Raw genomic sequence first — 18,190 nt, forward strand, 5'->3', positions numbered from 1 at the left:
AGGGGCAAATTATGAAACAATTCTTAGCAATTTTACTTGCCATTTCTGCGCTGCAATTGACAGCACAAGAAGACAGCATACAGCGTAAAATCTTTAAGCTGGGCGAAATAACCATCACTGAAACCCAAAACACATCACCACTACAAAGTATTGACCAAAAAGAAATAGAACAGTTCAGCCCGGATAACGCGGCTCAGGCCCTGAATTTGCTGCCGGGAGTTACGATGTCGCAGTCGGGTGGTCGCAACGAAGCCCTGATTTTTGTGCGCGGGTATGATTTGCGTCGAATTCCGGTTTTTGTCGATGGTCTACCGGTATATATTCCATACGATGGCTACATCGATTTGAATCGTATACAGGTCGGCCAGTTATCAAAAATATCAGTCGACAAAGGCTTTACTTCATTACTTTATGGTGCCAATACACTTGGTGGTGCAATTAACCTGGTTTCAGCAAAACCCTCAAATAACTTTGAACTCAATGCTGAAGCCGGCAGCAAAATAAGCAGAGAAGGGGTTAACGCTTATTCAGGATCCATTAATATTGGTACTCGCAGAAAAAAATGGTTTGCCGCTGGTACTTTTCAGATACAGCAACAAGAATTTTATAACCTTCCCGGGTCATTTACCACATTCTATCGTGAAACAGATTACAAACGGGACAATTCGCAATTTCATAATCTGCAATACAGCCTGAAGGCCGGTTACACACCTCGAAAGGGGGACGAATATGTACTGAGTATTAAAGGAATAAAAGCCAACAAAGGGGTTCCCATATATTTGGGCAATAACCCAAACATAAGAGTGCGCTACTGGAGGTATCCGAAATGGGAAAAAAACGGCATATATTTTCACTCAAAAACCAAACTCCAGAACCAACTCATATTAAAAACGCGTTGGTTTGCCGATGGTTATAAAAATGTGCTTAAGAGTTTCGACGACTCCACATACACATCACAAACCTACAACTACGCCTTTACCAGTACTTATGACGATCAAAGAATGGGGGGCAATATAGACCTGCATCTTTATAGTTTGGAAGCACATGCCCTGAAAGCTGGTGTGCGCATACAGTACGATCACCACAAAGCATTTAATAAGGGTGAAACACCCCGACACATAAAAGACCTCACAACCTCAGCAGCTCTGGAAGATATTTGGCAAATAAACGACCGTTTAAAACTAGTCAGCGGTATAGCCTTTATGAGCCGTAAAGGTTTGCAGGCAGATGACTACATTGCTCAATCAGATTCAGTCGTAAGCTTTGCCATGGGGCACGATAAAGCATGGCACTATCAGGCAGGCATATTTTATAATTTAGACAATAAACAAACACTTCATGCATCGGTGGCACGAAAAACCCGCTTTGCCACAATGAAAGATCGGTATTCATACCGCATAGGAAGAGCCATACCAAATCCTGATTTAAACACCGAAAATGCAATCAATACCGAAATAACTTACAGTGGACAAAAAACCAGTTTGCAATGGTCCTTTTCAGTGTTTTACAATTTCATAGACAACACCATACAGCGCGTAGATGAAGTGCAGAACGACCTTTGGCAATTGCAAAATACCGGTAAATCACATTTCCGCGGTGGTGAAGTAGCCATCGGATGGAAAGCAAACCAATTTTTTTCACTGGGTGGAAGCTATGCATATCTTGATCAAAAGAACATCACCAATCCTGATATAAAATTTGTTGATATCCCGGCTCATCAACTGCAGACATATGCCCGGCTCCACTGGCACGAAAAATTTAAAACTACCGCTGAAGTCAACTATCAATCTTCACGCTTTAGCACAAGCAATGGAACATACAAAGCACCCCAATTTACCACCATAAATGTAATGGCCAGCTATAAAATTTTAGAATCGCTTAAAATACATCTCAATGTTCGAAATTTAACAAATGAACTTTTCTATCTGACAGAGGGCTATCCAGAGGCTGGTCGTACTTATGAAATTAAACTTAGCTATCAGTTAAATCGATAATAACAGATTTTGCTTTTTGGCAAACGCAGGCAAGGATCCTAAAAAAAGGAGGTTAATTTAGCCATTTGCGACAACTTTGAATTTCAAAGTCATAAAAATAATCCTATTTTTGTTAATTGGAGGAACCAACTTTATGCAAAATTCAGGGTTTAAATACTGTACGATTTTTATTGTTTTATTGACTGTTTTTTATTCGCAGACACTTTTTAGCCAGCAGCACAAGCCTACCACAAACACATTACATGGCAAATTTCATGCAGCAGACACGGTAGAAATTGCACCTGACAATCTCCCTGTTTTTATACCTGAACTCATTCAAAGACGGTTTAAACCTACAACCACAACATCTTTTCTTGGCATAAACTCAAAACCTGTTGATTCCATTACTACTATTAAAACGGTCAAAACCCAAATTCCTTTACGTTTTGACACCATCTACTACCAAACAAACTGGCGTGCAGACACTGCGCTGAAAAAGACCATTCGTTATCCTGCTTTAAAAAACGCGGCTTTGCCCAGGTACAAAGATCAGGCGGTATGTGATGTGCAATACCTGGACGTGGAGCAAGGACTTAGCTCATCATACATCCTTAGCCTTCTAACCGACAGCAGAGGGTTATTATGGTTTGGCAGCTACGAAGGTGGACTTATTCGATATAATGGCCATACTTTTACAGAATTCAGAAAACAAAATGGTTTGCCAGGAAATTCCATCAGGGCACTTTATGAAGATAGCAAAGGCCATATTTGGATGGGTACACAGGGGAACGGGCTGGCAATTTTCGATGGTCATCAGGTAACCTTTCTTCCCAATAAAGCCAACCTTCATGAACTCTATGTTTATGAAATAACAGCCGACCAGCAAGGCAGAATGTGGGTTTCAACACGAAATAATGGCTTATTTGTGATAACCGAAGATGCCATACTTCAGCTTACAGAAAAAAACGGATTACCGGATAATGAGGTGTTTACTACATTTGCTAAAAACAGCGACTCCATTTGGATCGGCACAGCTAAGGGCCCGTCGGTAATAAATGCGCAAAAAATTACCAATTACTATTTCAAAAATAAAAACACAACCAATCAAGTTAAAGATTTTTCGACAGATAAATTTGGCAATTTGCTGCTGGGAACCCACAGAAACCCTGTGGTTTTTAATAAAAATACTTTCAGGGAGCTTCACATAAGGCTTAAAATCAAAAAAATAGAACAAGATGCCTCGCATAATTTATGGATTGGAAGTGCCGGGTACGGGGTATTTAAACTAGAATCGGATGATAAAAATTATGAGACAGCCCGTTATATCAGATACACCGAAAAACTTGGCCTAAGCCATAACTACATTTCAGATATCACCATAAAAAATGGCTTGCTGTGGATGGGAACTTACGGTGGAGGAGTAAACCGACTAAAAATAGATGGATTTACACATATCACAACAGAGCAGGGCTTGAAAAGCGAAAATATCTGGGCTTTTGCAGAAGATGAGAATCATAACTTATGGTTGGGCACAGAAACTGCCGGAATATGTCATATGGGTGACAGTACATTTAAATATTACGACCGCGATTCGGCAAAAATGAAGAGCCATATTGTTCTATCGGCCATGAAAGACCACAAAAATAATTTATGGTTTGGCACTTATAAAGGCGGTGTATATAAAATCAATCAAAACAGGTTGTTTGAAGTCAACTTAAATCCTGATAAAAGACGTCTGAAAATTATCAGTATGCTGGCTGACTCAAAAGGAAACCTGTGGTTTGGAACGTGGGATGACGGAGTATTCATGCACAACGGCGACTCGGTTACACAGTTCAACAAAAGTAATGGACTGAGCAATAATGATGTATTTGACATAATGGAAGACCAAAACGGGGATATCTGGTTTGCAACTGATGGTGGAGGCCTGAACCGATATAACGGACAACAATTTTTCCATTACAATACCTCAAGTGGATTAACCTCTAATGCAATATACTCAACGGTTCAAATGCAAGACGGATCAATATGGGTCGGAACTCATGATGCCGGCATCATGGTTATAAATGATACGAACAGCTTTACCCTGACTATTAAGGATGGACTAAGTTCAAATAACATTAAATCAATCATAGCAGATAACCAAAATAGAATTTGGGTTGGAACTGAAAACGGTCTCAATTTGATTGAATACAGCGGAAACCCTGATTTACCAAAATCAAAATCTATTAAAATTCAGTATTTCAAGAAAAAAGATGGTCTCAAAGGTCTGGACTTTCACACAAACTCAGCCTATATCGATCAAAACAACACAGCCTGGTGGGGTACAGGTAAAAGCCTCACATATTTGAATTTATCCAGACTGAGTTCTGACACAACTGCACCCGGGGTTATGATTGATGCGCTACAGATAAAACAAAGATGGATCGATTTTCATAATACAAAAGCCTCCACTGAACACAATCCATTAAAAATAAGCACAAAAGGCGCAGTGCCATTTTATAATAAACCAAAAAATCTTCAGGTTCCATATAATGCCCGACATATCACATTCTATTTTGGATCGACTAAATATCAAAACATTGAAGACATAAAATACATCACAAGACTTTATCCTTTGGAGCAAAAATGGAGCCTGCCCAATAGTGAATCGAAAGTCGATTACAGGAACATTCCCCCCGGAACATATACCTTTCAGGTAAAAGCAATAACCCCTTTTGGTTTAAAAAGCAAAACGGCCAACCAAAAAATAACGATTTCTGCACCATGGTGGATGACTGTGTGGGCATATTTAGCTTACGGAATTATACTTCTATCGATTATCCTGCTCTTTTTCAGGTGGCGTACCCGCGTGTTGAAAAAACGACAAAAAGAGCTGGAAATACAGGTAAAAGAGCGCACAATTGAAATACAGGAGAAGAACGAAGAGCTCAATGCCCTGGTTGCGCAGGTTACAGAACAGCGTAACGAAATTGCAACACAGCGCGACATGGTTGTTCAGCAGCGTGATCAACTGGAGCAAATCAATAAATCGACTTCCCAGAGCATCGATTATGCCCAACGTATACAATCATCCCTGATGCCGGAAATGTCGAATTTTGGTGTACACTTCCCAGAATCGTTCCTGCTTTTCCGCCCCAGAGATATTGTGAGCGGAGACTTTTACTGGTGGGCCGAGGTTGGCAATAAAACAGTTGTGGTGGCTGCAGATTGCACCGGACATGGTGTCCCCGGAGCTTTTATGAGCATCCTGGGAATGTCGTTCCTGCGGGAGATTGTGCTAAAAGAACAAACTACCCGACCCGATGAAATATTAAATCTTTTGCGTACCGAGGTAATTCAGGCCATGCAGCAAAAAAACACACCAGGTGAGCAACGCGACGGACTTGACATGACAATACTGACCTTTGAAAAAGGTAGCAACAAAGCCCTGTTTGCCGGTGCACATAATGCTATTTACCACATTAAAAATCAACAATTAAATGAATACCAGGGTGACCGGTTTACAATTGCCCTCTACCCCAAACTAAAGCCTTTTACAGTTCAGGAAATAGAATTTAAGCCCGGTGATAAATTTTACATGTTCACCGATGGATTTCACGACCAATTTGGTGGAAAAACAGGCAAAAAAATAAAAAAGTCCCGCTTCCAGGAGCTAATATTAAAGATTCATGAGCAAAGCATGCAAAAACAAAAACATGAACTCATTCAGTTCCTTGAAAATTGGCAGGGTGAAGAAGAGCAAATCGATGATATTCTTGTAATGGGCTTTCAAATACCGGGAAAAGGCATTTAGTTACATTTAAGATCACAAAATATTGTATAATTACTCAGGATAAAGTGCCTTAAATTTACGTAAGTTCGATTTAAATTTTCGAATTCACGTTAAATGATACCATGCTAAAGCATTGTGTCATTCTATAATTGCTTTGGGGTGGTGAGTTCCTGGAATATTTGCTCAAGGGTTTGACTTTTTTCCTGCATTGATAGCACCGTTAATTTCTCTTTCACAGCCATGTTAAACAGGTTGGTACGTATATCCACATTCCTGGCGCCTGTTAATTCATAAAGATGACCCTCTTTTTTAACAACCCTTTCAACTCCCTCAATCTTTTCCAGCCTTTTGATTTCAGGGCTTGAATTAAATTCGACCAAGATAACCTGTTGTTCACCCCCAATTTTCTTTTTTACATTCGCTGTGGTATCGTCGGCTACAATTTGTCCTTTATTTATAATTACGATGCGGTCGCAAATAGCCTCAACCTCCTGCATAATGTGAGTAGAAAGCAAAACTGTTTTAGCCTTGCCTACAGATGATATCAGGTTGCGAATCTCAATAATCTGGTTGGGATCGAGCCCTGAAGTGGGTTCATCGAGAATAAGCACAGAAGGGTCATGCAATAAAGCTTGTGCCAAACCTACCCGTTGACGGTAACCCTTTGAAAGCTCCCCAATTTTTTTATGCTGTTCGGGAGTTAATCCAACCTGATCGATAAGTGAAGCTATTCGTTCATTTTTCGATTTGCCCATTTTGTACAACCCTGCAACAAAATTTAAATATTCTTTCACATACATATCGTCATATTGCGGATTATTTTCAGGCAAATAACCTGTGGTTTTTCTCACCGCCATACTATCTTCGCGTACATTAACGTCATTTACCCATGCGTCTCCTTCGGTTTGGGGAATAAGTCCGGTAAGAATTTTCATGGCTGTAGATTTCCCGGCGCCGTTAGGCCCAAGAAAACCAACCACTTCTCCTGTTTTTACTTCAAATGTTACATTATCAAGTGCTTTTTGGGCTCCAAAAAGTTTCGTAAGGTTCTGCGTTTTTATCGACATAGGGCTGCAATGATTTAACCTGCAAATTTAATGAAGTATGGTAATTTTTAATGTTTTTCGCACAAAATCTATAGCTATTTACTAGCTCTTGTCATATGTTTTTTGCCAGGAGGACCCTGTAGTCTTTCTACTTCAAAACCGACTTCCTGCAGACCTCTGCGAACTGCACCTTTTGCTGTATAAGTCAGCAACAAGCCATTGGGGTTCATAGCATTGTAAATGGTTTGATAAATTGGCACCGACCACATATCAGGCTGTTTGTCAGGCCCGAAAGCATCGAAATATACCAGGTCATAAGTTTCTGTCGGCTTCCAACTATGTAAATCAATTTCTAGTTTTTTTAAATGAAACCCGGGACCAATTTCCTGCCAACTTTCCCATGCTGAACGATGAATGCGTCCCAGTACCTCCTCACCCACACCAACCAATTGTTCATAGTTCAATTTGCCTGTAACTGCTTCCGGCAATGGATATTTTTCCAGCGCTGTATAAAATATTTCCTGTTCTTTTACACGATCTGCAAAAGTTAATAAAGCATTCAGCCCGGTCCCCATTCCTATTTCCAAAACACTTAAGGGAGACGCGTTTTTTTGCTTTAGACCTGCCTCAATAAAAACATGCCTCGACTCTTGTAATGCGCCTTTTGTAGAATGATAATGTTCATCAAGTGATTCGACATACAGGCTATGGCTGCCATCATCGGTTTCAATGGGTTTAACTTTCATTCGGAGCAAAATTGTTAGTTAAAACAAACCTTCCAAAAACTCTTCTCGCGTCACTTTTGAAAAATACTGACTCACATCAATACGACTCAGCTGCTCTTTAAGATGCTTATATTCATGTGGTGTATTTATTAAAAGAGATTCCACCTCACTGATGTCTTTTGTATTAAAAAAGTCACCAAAAATCTTAGCTTTTCGGATAATACCCTTGTTAACATCAAGATTAACCTCAATATGTCCGCCTTCGGTTTTAATCCCTTTCTGGAAATTATACTCCGGTGAATAACCAAAGTTCCAATCCCAGGTGCCAAACTTCTCATCTACAAGTTTCTGAATACCTTGTTTATCCTCCTCTGTAAGTTCATAAATACGGCTATCAGCATACATGTCGCGAATATGGGTCATAATACGATCTTCGAATTCCTGCAAGGTAATGGCCTCATTCAGGTGATCGCTGATGTTGGTAACCCGGCTGCGAACCGATTTAACAGCCTTGTCTTTGTATTTAAGCGGGTTAACTTTCAGGGCCTGCGAAAGATCGGGCAACTTTGAACTAAAAAGTAATGTCCCATGATGCAAAATTTTGCTTTTATAGACATGTTCAGCATTGCCACTAAACTTTTTACCATCGATAGTAAGATCATTGCGCCCCTCAAAACGTGCATTCACGCCTAGTGATTGCAATACATCTAAAATAGGACGTGTATACTTTCGGAAATCGACCAGTTGATCTTTTTCCCCTTTTTTAATGAAGGTGAAATTAAGATTTCCCGGATCGTGAAATACAGCGCCACCACCGGACAAGCGTCTAATAACATCAATATTTTGTGCTTTCACATAATCTATGTTAATCTCTGCCAGGGTATTCTGATGTTTTCCTACGATTATTGAAGGGCCGTTTATATAAAGGTAAAAACACTCTTCCTCTTTATTTCTCAATAAATACTCCTCAGTTGCCAGATTAAATGCCGGATTTTGAGTTGTAGATTTTATGCACAACATATCTTATCTGATTAATACAATTTAACTTAAAAACATATTCCCCTAACCCTCACAATTTCTATTTGTTCAGGCATTTTACAAAGATGAGAATTTTATTTGGTACAAGAGAAATAAATAAAACAGTTTTACTCATTTAATCTGCTCTGATTAAATATTTTGAGCTGTTTTTTGAAAGGTGCGGTGCTTGATATTCCGTTTTAAGAAAGCTACTAATCTTTTGTTTGCAACGGTTACTGTATATTCTACAGCTTTTGCTTTTTCCTCAGAAGTTGAGTTATTCTTATCATATTTAACTGCACCATCCTTGATATGAATTGGAGTGCGCGAAACATCGTAAACAGTTACATGATAATGGGTCATTGCAATTTTATTGCTGGTAGCTGATTCTATTCCACTGTATTTCACTGAAATCATAATATTTACATGATCGCCAGATCTTTTCAATTCCCGCATTTTCTGTACAAAAACAAACTTTACCGCAGGAAAAGACTCCCGCAAATGCTGTTGAATTACACGTCTAAAATCAAGCGAAACATCAAGGGTGTCGGATTGTGTTCTGTCGTCTGTTATGAGTACATTAGCCTGAATGGTAGGTGGCTCTTCATCATGGAAAAGGTGGGCTGGTTCATTTTGTCCGGCATTTTGAGCATGCACTTTAAACATAGCTCCAGCTATGAATAAAATAACAAGTATGCCAACAAATGAACCTTTCATTCTGAATTCAAAATTTTAACAACGTATTAAAAGCCCCACAAATTTACCAACAATTATCTACTGATACAATATTGAAAAGCATATTGTAGAACATAAACGACAATTAGTCCAATAAATTATGCTCAAAAAGTATGGCTTTCATTTTATCCTGCAAATCATGGGCCGAAATTCTGGCTTCCTGGGCAAAATGTTCATTATTTCCGGCATAAATTATGGCTCTGGAGCTATTTACAAGTAATCCACACTGTGAATTTATTCCATTTGCAGCTACATCTTCCAGGTTTCCGCCCTGGGCGCCAACACCAGGAACCAACAAAAAGTGGTTTGGAATAACCTGCCGTATCTCTTTTAGCATTTCCGGTCTTGTAGCACCAGCAACGAACATGAGCTGATTCTCATCGGCCCACTTAGACCCTTTGTCTATCACTTCCATAAAAAACGGGCGGCCAGTATCTGTGTTGGCCAGTTGAAAATCTTCAGCTCCACTGTTAGAAGTCACGCCTAAAAGAACGACCCATTTATCTTTGTATTCAAAGAAAGGATCAATGCTGTCTTTGCCCATATAAGGTGACAATGTAACGGCGTCGAAACCAAATTGCTCAAAAACCGACCGGGCATACATTCTTGCGGTATTGCCGATGTCGCCACGCTTAGCATCTGCAATCATAATTATTTCAGGAAAATTCTCCTGAATATACGCATTGGTTTTTTCAAGACTTATAATGCCTTTGGTGCCCATGGCCTCATAAAATGCCAGATTCGGTTTATAAGCTACCACCAGATCATGTGTAGCATCAATTATGGCTTTGTTAAATTCAAATACGGGGTCGTCATATTTAAAAAGGTGCGATGGGATTTTATCTTCATCTGCATCTAATCCTACACACAAAAAACTTTGTTTTTTTCTAATCTGGTCAAAAAGGTCTTCAGCGTTCATGTTTTATAAATTACTTTCTTTGAGTTTTTCAGCATTCTCGGCCGTCTGCAACTTCTCAATGATCTCATCTATTTCACCATTCATTACTGCCTGTAGGTTATACATTGTGAGGTTAATGCGGTGATCTGTTACCCTACCCTGCGGAAAATTATAGGTTCTGATTTTTGCGGAGCGATCTCCCGATGAAACCATTGTTTTACGCTTGGAGGCAATTTCGTCCATGCGTTTCTGATATTCCAAATTGTAGAGGCGTGTACGTAATTCTTTCATGGCCTTATCCAGGTTTTTAAGCTGTGATTTTTCATCCTGGCAGGTCACTACAATATTGCTCGGAATGTGCGTAAGTCGAATGGCCGAATAGGTTGTGTTTACCGACTGTCCACCCGGACCCGAACTACAATAAGTATCTTTTCGAATGTCATTCTGATTAATTTCCAGGTCGAACTCCTCAGCTTCCGGTAATACTGCTACTGTTGCTGCTGAAGTGTGCACCCGACCCTGTGTCTCGGTTTGCGGAACACGTTGTACACGGTGTACGCCCGATTCATATTTCATAATACCGTACACACCATTCCCTGATATGTTGGCGATAACTTCTTTAAAACCACCGGCTGTCCCTTCGGTATTGCTGGTCATTTGAAATTTCCACCCTTTATTTTCACAATATTTGTTATACATCCGGAAAAGGTCTCCGGCAAAAATACTGGCTTCGTCACCGCCTGTTCCGGCGCGAATTTCGAGTACCACATTTTTCTCATCTTCCGGGTCTTTTGGTACCAGCAACACCTTTATCTTTTCTTCTAACTCATCTTTTTTTGCTTCAAGCTCTTCAAGCTCCATCTTGGCCATCTCTTTCATCTCCTCATCTTCTCCGCTGAGCATTTCTTTTGAGGTTTCGATGTTTTCGAGCACAAGCTTATATTCGTTACCTGTCTCGATGATGGGTTCCAGGTTCTTATATTCCTTATTGAGTTTTACATAACGCTTTACATCGGCAATCACTTCCGGATCTGTAATTAATTCTGCTACCTCCTCAAATCGTATCTTTATACCCTCCAGTTTTTCCAGTAAATTACTCATTTTTTCCTCCAATTAATGATATTCAAATTTTCCGTGTTCACTATCTATCGTCAATTTCTTTTTGTCTGCTGATTCGACATAACCCACTTTACGTGCTTCAATATTAAAAGTTGCTGCAATATCGATAATATCACGGGCTATATCCTCCGGGACATAGAGCTCAAAGCGATGTCCCATATTAAATACTTTGTACATTTCCTGCCAATCGGTTTCCGACTCCTGACGGATTAACTTAAAAAGTGGTGGTGTTGGAAACATATTATCTTTTACCACATGCAAATTCTGAACAAAATTAAGCACTTTGGTCTGTGCTCCACCGCTACAATGTACCATTCCATGTACTTTTGATCGATATTGATCCAGAATTTTGCTTATTACAGGCGCATAAGTTCTGGTTGGCGACAACACTAATTTTCCGGCATCAAGCTCCAGGTCTTCTATTGAATCTGTGAGCTTTTTGGTTCCTGAATATACTAAAGTTTCGTCCACTGCCGGGTCGAAACTTTCTGGGTACCTCTGTGCCAGGTAATGGGCAAAAACATCATGTCGCGCCGAAGTTAATCCGTTACTTCCCATTCCGCCATTATATGCATCCTCGTATGTTGCCTGGCCGGTAGAGCTAAGGCCTACAATAACATCTCCATCCTGGATTTCTTCATTGGTGATAATCTTGTGCCTGTGTGCCCTGGCTGTAACAGTTGAATCGACAATTACTGTACGAACCAAATCGCCCACATCGGCTGTTTCGCCCCCGGTAAACACAGTATTTACACCTAAAGATGTAAGCTGCTGCAACACCTCATCGGTACCATTGATGATGGCGCTGATTACTTCGCCGGGTATCAGGTTTTTATTTCGCCCGATGGTAGAAGATACCAAAATATTATCTGTTACACCTATGCAAAGTAAATCATCAATATTCATAACAATTGCATCCTGGGCAATGCCTTTCCAAACCGACAGGTCGCCTGTTTCTTTCCAGTACATATAGGCTAAAGATGATTTGGTTCCAGCTCCGTCAGCATGCATTATATTGCAATATTCGGGGTCCCCGGCTAAAAGATCAGGAATTACTTTGCAAAAAGCATTGGGGTAAATGCCCTTGTCTAGTGCAGAAATTGCTTTGTGTACATCCTCTTTACTTGCTGAAACTCCTCTACGGGCGTATCTGTTGTTGTTCATTACAAATTAATTATTGGCCACAAAATTAATCATTTTACATTTATTTAATATAAAAACAGCTCCGATGCTATTACACCGGAGCTGTGATATACAAATTTGCTATTTCTTTCGTCGAATTCGGGGAACGTAATCTGTGCCGGTTACACGGAATTCTGTTCTACGGTTAAGTGAATGTGCAATTTCTTTCATCTCTTCGGTTGGTAAATTTCTGATATACGATTCTGTCAGTATATCACCTGCTTTTAGAAATCCCCAACCTGGTTTATTTGCATATTCCTGAGCCTCGCGTGGCGAAATTTCCTTGGGTTTTGCCTCACCATATCCTTTTGATGTAAGACGTTCGGCATCAATACCGTAAAGAATAAGAAAATCCACAACACTTTTTGCACGCTTGTATGACAGCTCTCTATTTGCCTCATCACTTCCGCGAAAATCGGTATGTGAACTTAATTCAATAGTAATATTCGGATTGTCGTCTCTAAGCAGCTCTACGAGTTCCTCAAGCGCTACCATTGACTCTGGTTTCAGATCCCATTTGCCAAAATCATAAAATACTTTAACCAACCTTGGCTCATCGTTTGGTGGCATAAATACATCAAGTTCAATCTCTTTACTTTCTGTTAATCCTTTGGTCGAAAGTTTTTCTTTACCGGCAAGGAATCCTCCTTTGCGTGCTATAATTCTGTAATCTGTATTGGGATTCAATTCATATTCAACAGTGGCATCAGCCTCACTGGTTTTAACTTCGTTTGTTCCGTCAGAGCCAATTAGGTTTACAGAGGCATCTGGTATAATTTGTCCTGTTTTTTCGTTTTTAATAGTCAACTTAAGCGTAAACTCAAGTGGAGGCAATGCAAATTGAAAAACATCATCTTCACCTCTGGCATCGTCACGATTCGATGACATAAAACCACGTTCCAGCTCACGTTCGAAAACAATTCCAAAATCGTCTCTTGGTGAGTTCATCGGGTAACCCAGGTTTTCTACTTCCCACTTGCTACCTGCTGGCCGGGCCATAAATAAATCTAATCCTCCCATGCCCACATGTCCGTCGGATGCAAAGTATAAAGTTCCATCCTTGTGAATAAAGGGAAATACCTCATTGCCACTTGTGTTAATGTCAGGCCCAAGGTTTTCAGGTGTGCCCCAGCCATCGTCGCTGGCTGTAACTTTCCAAATATCTTTTCCGCCCTGACCGCCAGATTTATTACTTACAAAGTAGAGTGTTTTTTCATCATACGAAATGGCCGGGTGCGCTACCATAATAGAGTCTGTTTCATAAATAGCAACGCGGGTAGCTTCACCCCAATCAATACCTTGTTTTTCGCTCTTATAAATCTGGGTTACCATGTCACCATCTTTATTATCACGAATGGCTGTAAAGTACATCGTGTTGGCTTTCTCATTTGTACAGGCTACACCCTCATCAAATTCAGTGTTAATATTTTCACCCAAAGGTGTGGGGTCAGACCACTCACCTTTCCGGTCTACCCGCGATTGATAAATATCGGCATAGTACTGGCCTGTAACAGGATTTATCTCATTTCCGGTAGTCCCTTCAGTAGTAGTTGTAAAATAAACGATTGAGTAGTTGTCTTTTCCATAACAGGGCGAGAACTCACTTTCTCGCGTATTAAAAAAGTACATAGGTGTAACCACATGCCGGGTTGGGTTTTCTACAGCCTGTATGGCAAAATCACATGATTCAACCCCTTTATCGGCCCTAATATCGTCGGGTACCAATTGCTTGTACTTATTATAATTTGTTTTGGCTTCTTCATACTCACCATTGGCCAGTAATGCATCGGCATAATAGAGTGTTGCCAGGGGATTTTCTATGTCGCGCCGTACAGCTTTCCGGAACCAAATTTCTGCCTGCCGCACATCATCTATGTAGCGATAACACAAGGCGGTTTTAAAAATCAACTCTTTTTTAAGTTCACGGTCGTCAACTTTACCGTAGGCATATTTAAATAAATCAATGGCTTCAAAATACCTTCCCGAACTGAAAGCGTTTTCAGCCTTTTCGATTCTTCGTTGCTGAGCATCAGCAACCTGAACCACCATAAAAAAGGCTAAAAACAAACCCACTAACCTGAAATATTGCATATTATACGTTTTTCTTTTTATACTCCAATCCTTAATAGAACGCTGGAACTGAAATTTTATGTTTTATTTTGCTTTTTGCGAATTTAAATAATTTTATTGAAATAATTTCACGATATCATTTCCATTAGCAAAAATCAAGAGTGCCAGCAAGATAAACATTCCGGTCATCTGGGCATATTCCATGAATTTTTCACCGGGTTTACGGCCTGTAATAATCTCGTACATCAAAAACATAACATGCCCACCATCAAGCGCTGGTATTGGAAGTAAATTCAGAATAGCGAGCATTATGGATAGAAATGCTGTGAGACTCCAGAATGACTGCCAGTTCCATACGCCAGGGAAAATTTTTCCAATTGTAATAAAACCGCCAACTTCTTTGTAGGCTTCTGTCTCAGGGGAAAATATAAGTTTAAATTGCTGTAAATATTTTTTGCCCGTGTCGTAGGCCTTCGAAACACCTGCCGGAATAGCTTCTACAAATGAATAGTGTCTTGTTTCATAGTCGAGTGCTTTTGTAATATCAACCGCTACCCCCAACATTGCAGTAGAATCAAGTTGTACTTCAAATGTTTTTTCGCGTCCGTCACGCAGAACGGTTACATTTACGTTACTATTTTGGTAATTTTTCAGGGCAGGGCTTAATTGATCGGCCATTGGGGTTGCAATTGTATCGACCTGAATAATGCGATCGCCTTTTTGAATACCTGCTTTTTGTGCAGCACTTTTTTTACCAAACGCCCCAACTATAAACGGAATGCGCGGAGTAAAAAGCCTGTCGCCCTTGATTATTTTCTTTTTAACCTCAGCAGGCAACATAATACTTTTTTGTTCCCCATCGCGCATTACCTGTACTGTAGCAACATCTTCCAGTAAAATATTGGTGATGACTTCTCTGTAGCGCTCTACCTCTTTACCATCGAGGCTAACAATACGATCACCATCTTTAAACCCGGCTTCTGCTGCTGCAGAATCTACAACAACACCATGCTTTAAATTCTTTACAGGCAAATAATCTTCTCCCCAGGTATATAAAACAGCGGCATAGATTAAAAATCCAAGCAAAAAATTCACAAACACACCACCAAGCATAATGAGCAAGCGTTGCCAGGCAGGTTTTGCCCGGAACTCATAGGGTTTGGCGGGCTTGTTCATTTGCTCTCTGTCCATTGACTCATCAATCATGCCGGATATCTTAACATACCCTCCCAGAGGCAGCCAACCCAATCCGTAGGTGGTTTCGCCTTTCTTAAACTGAAATAGTGAAAAGCCCGGGTTAAAAAACAAGAAAAACTTCTCTACACGGGTTTTAAAAAGCCTTGCAAAGAAAAAGTGCCCAAATTCGTGGAGCACTATTAAAATTGAGAGGCTTAATAGAAATTGGCCTATTTTAACTATAATTTCCATCCAATGTTATTTCTTTAATTGTATAATAAATTCTTTTGCTTTTTCTCTGGCTTCATTATCGGTTTGCACCAGATCATCGAGGTCAGGGTTCACACATGGTGTGGCAGCTTCCATTGTTTGCTCCACCACCCTGGCTATTTCCATAAAACCAATCTCGTTATTTAGAAATGCATCCACAGCGATTTCGTTTGCAGCATTGATTATGCATGGAAAGTTCCCCCCTCTTCTAATTGTCTCAAAAGCAATGCCAAGTGCGGGAAACTTTTCTAAATCGGGCTTTTGAAAGGTTAGTGCGTTGTATTCGGTAAAGTCCAGTTCAGGCAACTTATTTTTAAGCCTTTCAGGATATCCGAGTGCATATTGAATGGGTACTCGCATGTCTGGCAATCCCATTTGCGCTTTTATCGATCTGTCATCGAACTCTACCATGGAATGAATGATAGATTGCGGATGTATTACTACTTCAATTTTGAAGGGAGGCGTTTTGAATAAATGGTAGGCTTCAATTACTTCCAGCCCTTTATTCATCATTGTAGCAGAATCGATTGTAATTTTATTGCCCATGTTCCAGTTTGGATGTTTCAATGCATCCTCACAAGATACCCTGTACATGTCTTTTACATCCATGTCGAGAAAAGGACCACCTGATGCTGTGAGTATCATGCGTCGCACCTTGTCGTAATTCTCTCCCTGCATGGCTTGAAAAATTGCCGAATGCTCGCTGTCTACGGGTAAAATGTTTATTTCTTTTTTTGTGGCTAAATCCATTACAATATCTCCTGCCACCACAAGTGTTTCTTTGTTTGCAAGGGCAATATCTTTTCCGGCTTCGATTGCGGCGAGCGTTGGTTTAAGCCCTGCAAACCCCACTATGGCTGAAATAACCATATCCACATCGCTATCAGTTGCCAGGCTTTTAAGTTCTTTTGCGCCGGTTAGAACTTTTGTAGATGTATCTTTAAGTGCTGTTCTAACCTCTTTGGCAATTTTTTCATCGGTGATATGCACCATAGCAGGCTTAAACTCTTTGGCCTGTTCAATAAGTAAATTGGCATTTGCATGTGAAGACAAACCAACAACGCTAAACCTTTCAGGGTTTTGGCGAATAACCTCCAAAGCCTGTGAGCCTATGGAACCTGTACTACCTAATATGGCAATTTTTTTCATTTGTTTGAATTTTTGAGGTATACAAATAGCTTATTCATGAACAAAATTGAATATAGGCAAACTATTATTCAAAATCAATATAATCTTGTGGATTTACGGGCAAACCGTTGTGCCATAATTCAAAATGCAAATGTGGGCCTGTGGTAAACTCTCCGGTATTGCCTACAAAAGCCACAACCTCTCCTGCTACGACCAAATCTCCCTGCTCTTTTAAAAGTGATTCGTTATGCTTATAAACTGACACCAGATTGTTGGGGTGTTGAATTTGCAAACTATAACCGGTTTCCAAAGACCAGGAGCTTGAAATTACTGTCCCGGGCAAAGTAGCATGTACCGATGATGACTTTTCTGTAGCAATGTCAATACCATAATGCCCCTCACCATAATTAAAGTAGTTACTTATTAAACCCTTTACAGGTGCAAAAAAAGTCATCTTCTTAATGTTACCCTTATCGTTGTTGAATTGCTGTCCTACCAGACTGGCCTGTTGTTCAAGTTTTACGCGTCTGCGCAACACCGAATCCTCTTTCGAGGGCTCCATGTTCAAATTGCCATATAACTCAACCGTATCAGGGACATCATCAATTTTAGTTCTTGAGTCGCCGGCTAAAATATGTCTTAAATTCCTAATATACTGGTCTCTTACCATCAATTCATGTTCTATGCTATCGAGCCTTACCGCATTTTGAATCATTTGCTCATGAAATTCAGCATCGGGATACTCCGGTAACAGACGTTTAAGCGGGGTAAAAGATATGAGCATGATACCAATAAAAATAAGCACCATGGCAATACCACTAACAGCAGTTAAAACATTTAAACCAGTGAGCCTGTATGACCATTTTTCCTCAAAAGTCTGGTCATTCATAATTACCAACCTGTAGGTACGGCGCAATCTGGTTATTACTTTCTTTTTATTTTGTTTAGCCATGAAAATCTAAATATGTAAAATCTGAAGGTATAATATTCTGCAAATATAACACTTCAGTTGGTTATTTGAAATATCGAGCCTGCCGGATATGTTTCATTTTAAATGTCTTCAATCATAAATTACT

Annotated in this window: 13 protein-coding genes; 2 read left to right on the top strand and 11 right to left on the bottom strand. The window is 40.0% G+C overall.

The features are described 5' to 3' along the window. The first annotated feature begins 11 nt into the window (after positions 1–11). The gene (locus VJ937_RS05385) at positions 12–1,994 is read left to right on the top strand and encodes a TonB-dependent receptor (RefSeq protein WP_324065864.1); all 1,983 of its coding nucleotides are present in this window, start codon (positions 12–14) and stop codon (positions 1,992–1,994) included. Between the two features lie 109 nt (positions 1,995–2,103). Continuing rightward, positions 2,104–5,769, top strand: coding sequence for a ligand-binding sensor domain-containing protein (locus VJ937_RS05390; RefSeq protein WP_324065865.1), 3,666 nt, complete (start codon positions 2,104–2,106; stop codon positions 5,767–5,769). A gap of 122 nt (positions 5,770–5,891) precedes the next feature. On the opposite strand, the gene gldA is transcribed toward VJ937_RS05390, so the two are convergent. From gldA to VJ937_RS05445, 11 genes are all read right to left on the bottom strand, one after another. Beyond that, the gene (gene gldA / locus VJ937_RS05395) at positions 5,892–6,815 is read right to left on the bottom strand and encodes a gliding motility-associated ABC transporter ATP-binding subunit GldA (RefSeq protein ID WP_057953328.1); all 924 of its coding nucleotides are present in this window, start codon (positions 6,813–6,815) and stop codon (positions 5,892–5,894) included. Positions 6,816–6,889: 74 nt separating this feature from the next. Continuing rightward, a complete protein-coding gene (mnmD, locus tag VJ937_RS05400; RefSeq protein ID WP_324065866.1) occupies positions 6,890–7,540 on the bottom strand; it encodes a tRNA (5-methylaminomethyl-2-thiouridine)(34)-methyltransferase MnmD in 651 nt (216 codons plus the stop codon). An 18-nt stretch (positions 7,541–7,558) separates the two neighbouring features. Then, the gene (locus VJ937_RS05405) at positions 7,559–8,539 is read right to left on the bottom strand and encodes a lipoate--protein ligase (RefSeq protein ID WP_324065867.1); all 981 of its coding nucleotides are present in this window, start codon (positions 8,537–8,539) and stop codon (positions 7,559–7,561) included. A 147-nt stretch (positions 8,540–8,686) separates the two neighbouring features. Next, positions 8,687–9,253, bottom strand: a complete 567-nt coding sequence (locus tag VJ937_RS05410; protein ID WP_324065868.1) for a hypothetical protein — start codon at positions 9,251–9,253, stop codon at positions 8,687–8,689. Positions 9,254–9,356: 103 nt separating this feature from the next. Beyond that, positions 9,357–10,190, bottom strand: a complete 834-nt coding sequence (gene pyrF / locus VJ937_RS05415) for an orotidine-5'-phosphate decarboxylase (protein ID WP_324065869.1) — start codon at positions 10,188–10,190, stop codon at positions 9,357–9,359. Between the two features lie 3 nt (positions 10,191–10,193). Beyond that, entirely contained in the window at positions 10,194–11,270 is a 1,077-nt protein-coding gene (gene prfA / locus VJ937_RS05420) for a peptide chain release factor 1 (protein WP_324065870.1), read from the bottom strand. Between the two features lie 12 nt (positions 11,271–11,282). Continuing rightward, positions 11,283–12,452 (bottom strand): AIR synthase related protein, encoded by a 1,170-nt coding sequence (locus VJ937_RS05425; protein WP_324065871.1) that lies wholly within the window; start codon positions 12,450–12,452, stop codon positions 11,283–11,285. 99 nt (positions 12,453–12,551) lie between these two features. Further along, positions 12,552–14,561, bottom strand: a complete 2,010-nt coding sequence (locus VJ937_RS05430; protein ID WP_324065872.1) for an OmpA family protein — start codon at positions 14,559–14,561, stop codon at positions 12,552–12,554. Between the two features lie 93 nt (positions 14,562–14,654). Then, positions 14,655–15,968, bottom strand: a complete 1,314-nt coding sequence (rseP, locus tag VJ937_RS05435) for an RIP metalloprotease RseP (RefSeq protein ID WP_324065873.1) — start codon at positions 15,966–15,968, stop codon at positions 14,655–14,657. A 6-nt stretch (positions 15,969–15,974) separates the two neighbouring features. Continuing rightward, positions 15,975–17,135, bottom strand: a complete 1,161-nt coding sequence (locus VJ937_RS05440) for a 1-deoxy-D-xylulose-5-phosphate reductoisomerase (RefSeq protein WP_324065874.1) — start codon at positions 17,133–17,135, stop codon at positions 15,975–15,977. A 64-nt stretch (positions 17,136–17,199) separates the two neighbouring features. Continuing rightward, positions 17,200–18,066, bottom strand: coding sequence for a M23 family metallopeptidase (locus VJ937_RS05445; RefSeq protein ID WP_324065875.1), 867 nt, complete (start codon positions 18,064–18,066; stop codon positions 17,200–17,202). Positions 18,067–18,190 lie beyond the last annotated feature (124 nt).

It is taken from the genome of Salinivirga sp. (assembly GCF_035268865.1).
Classification (GTDB): domain Bacteria; phylum Bacteroidota; class Bacteroidia; order Bacteroidales; family Salinivirgaceae; genus Salinivirga.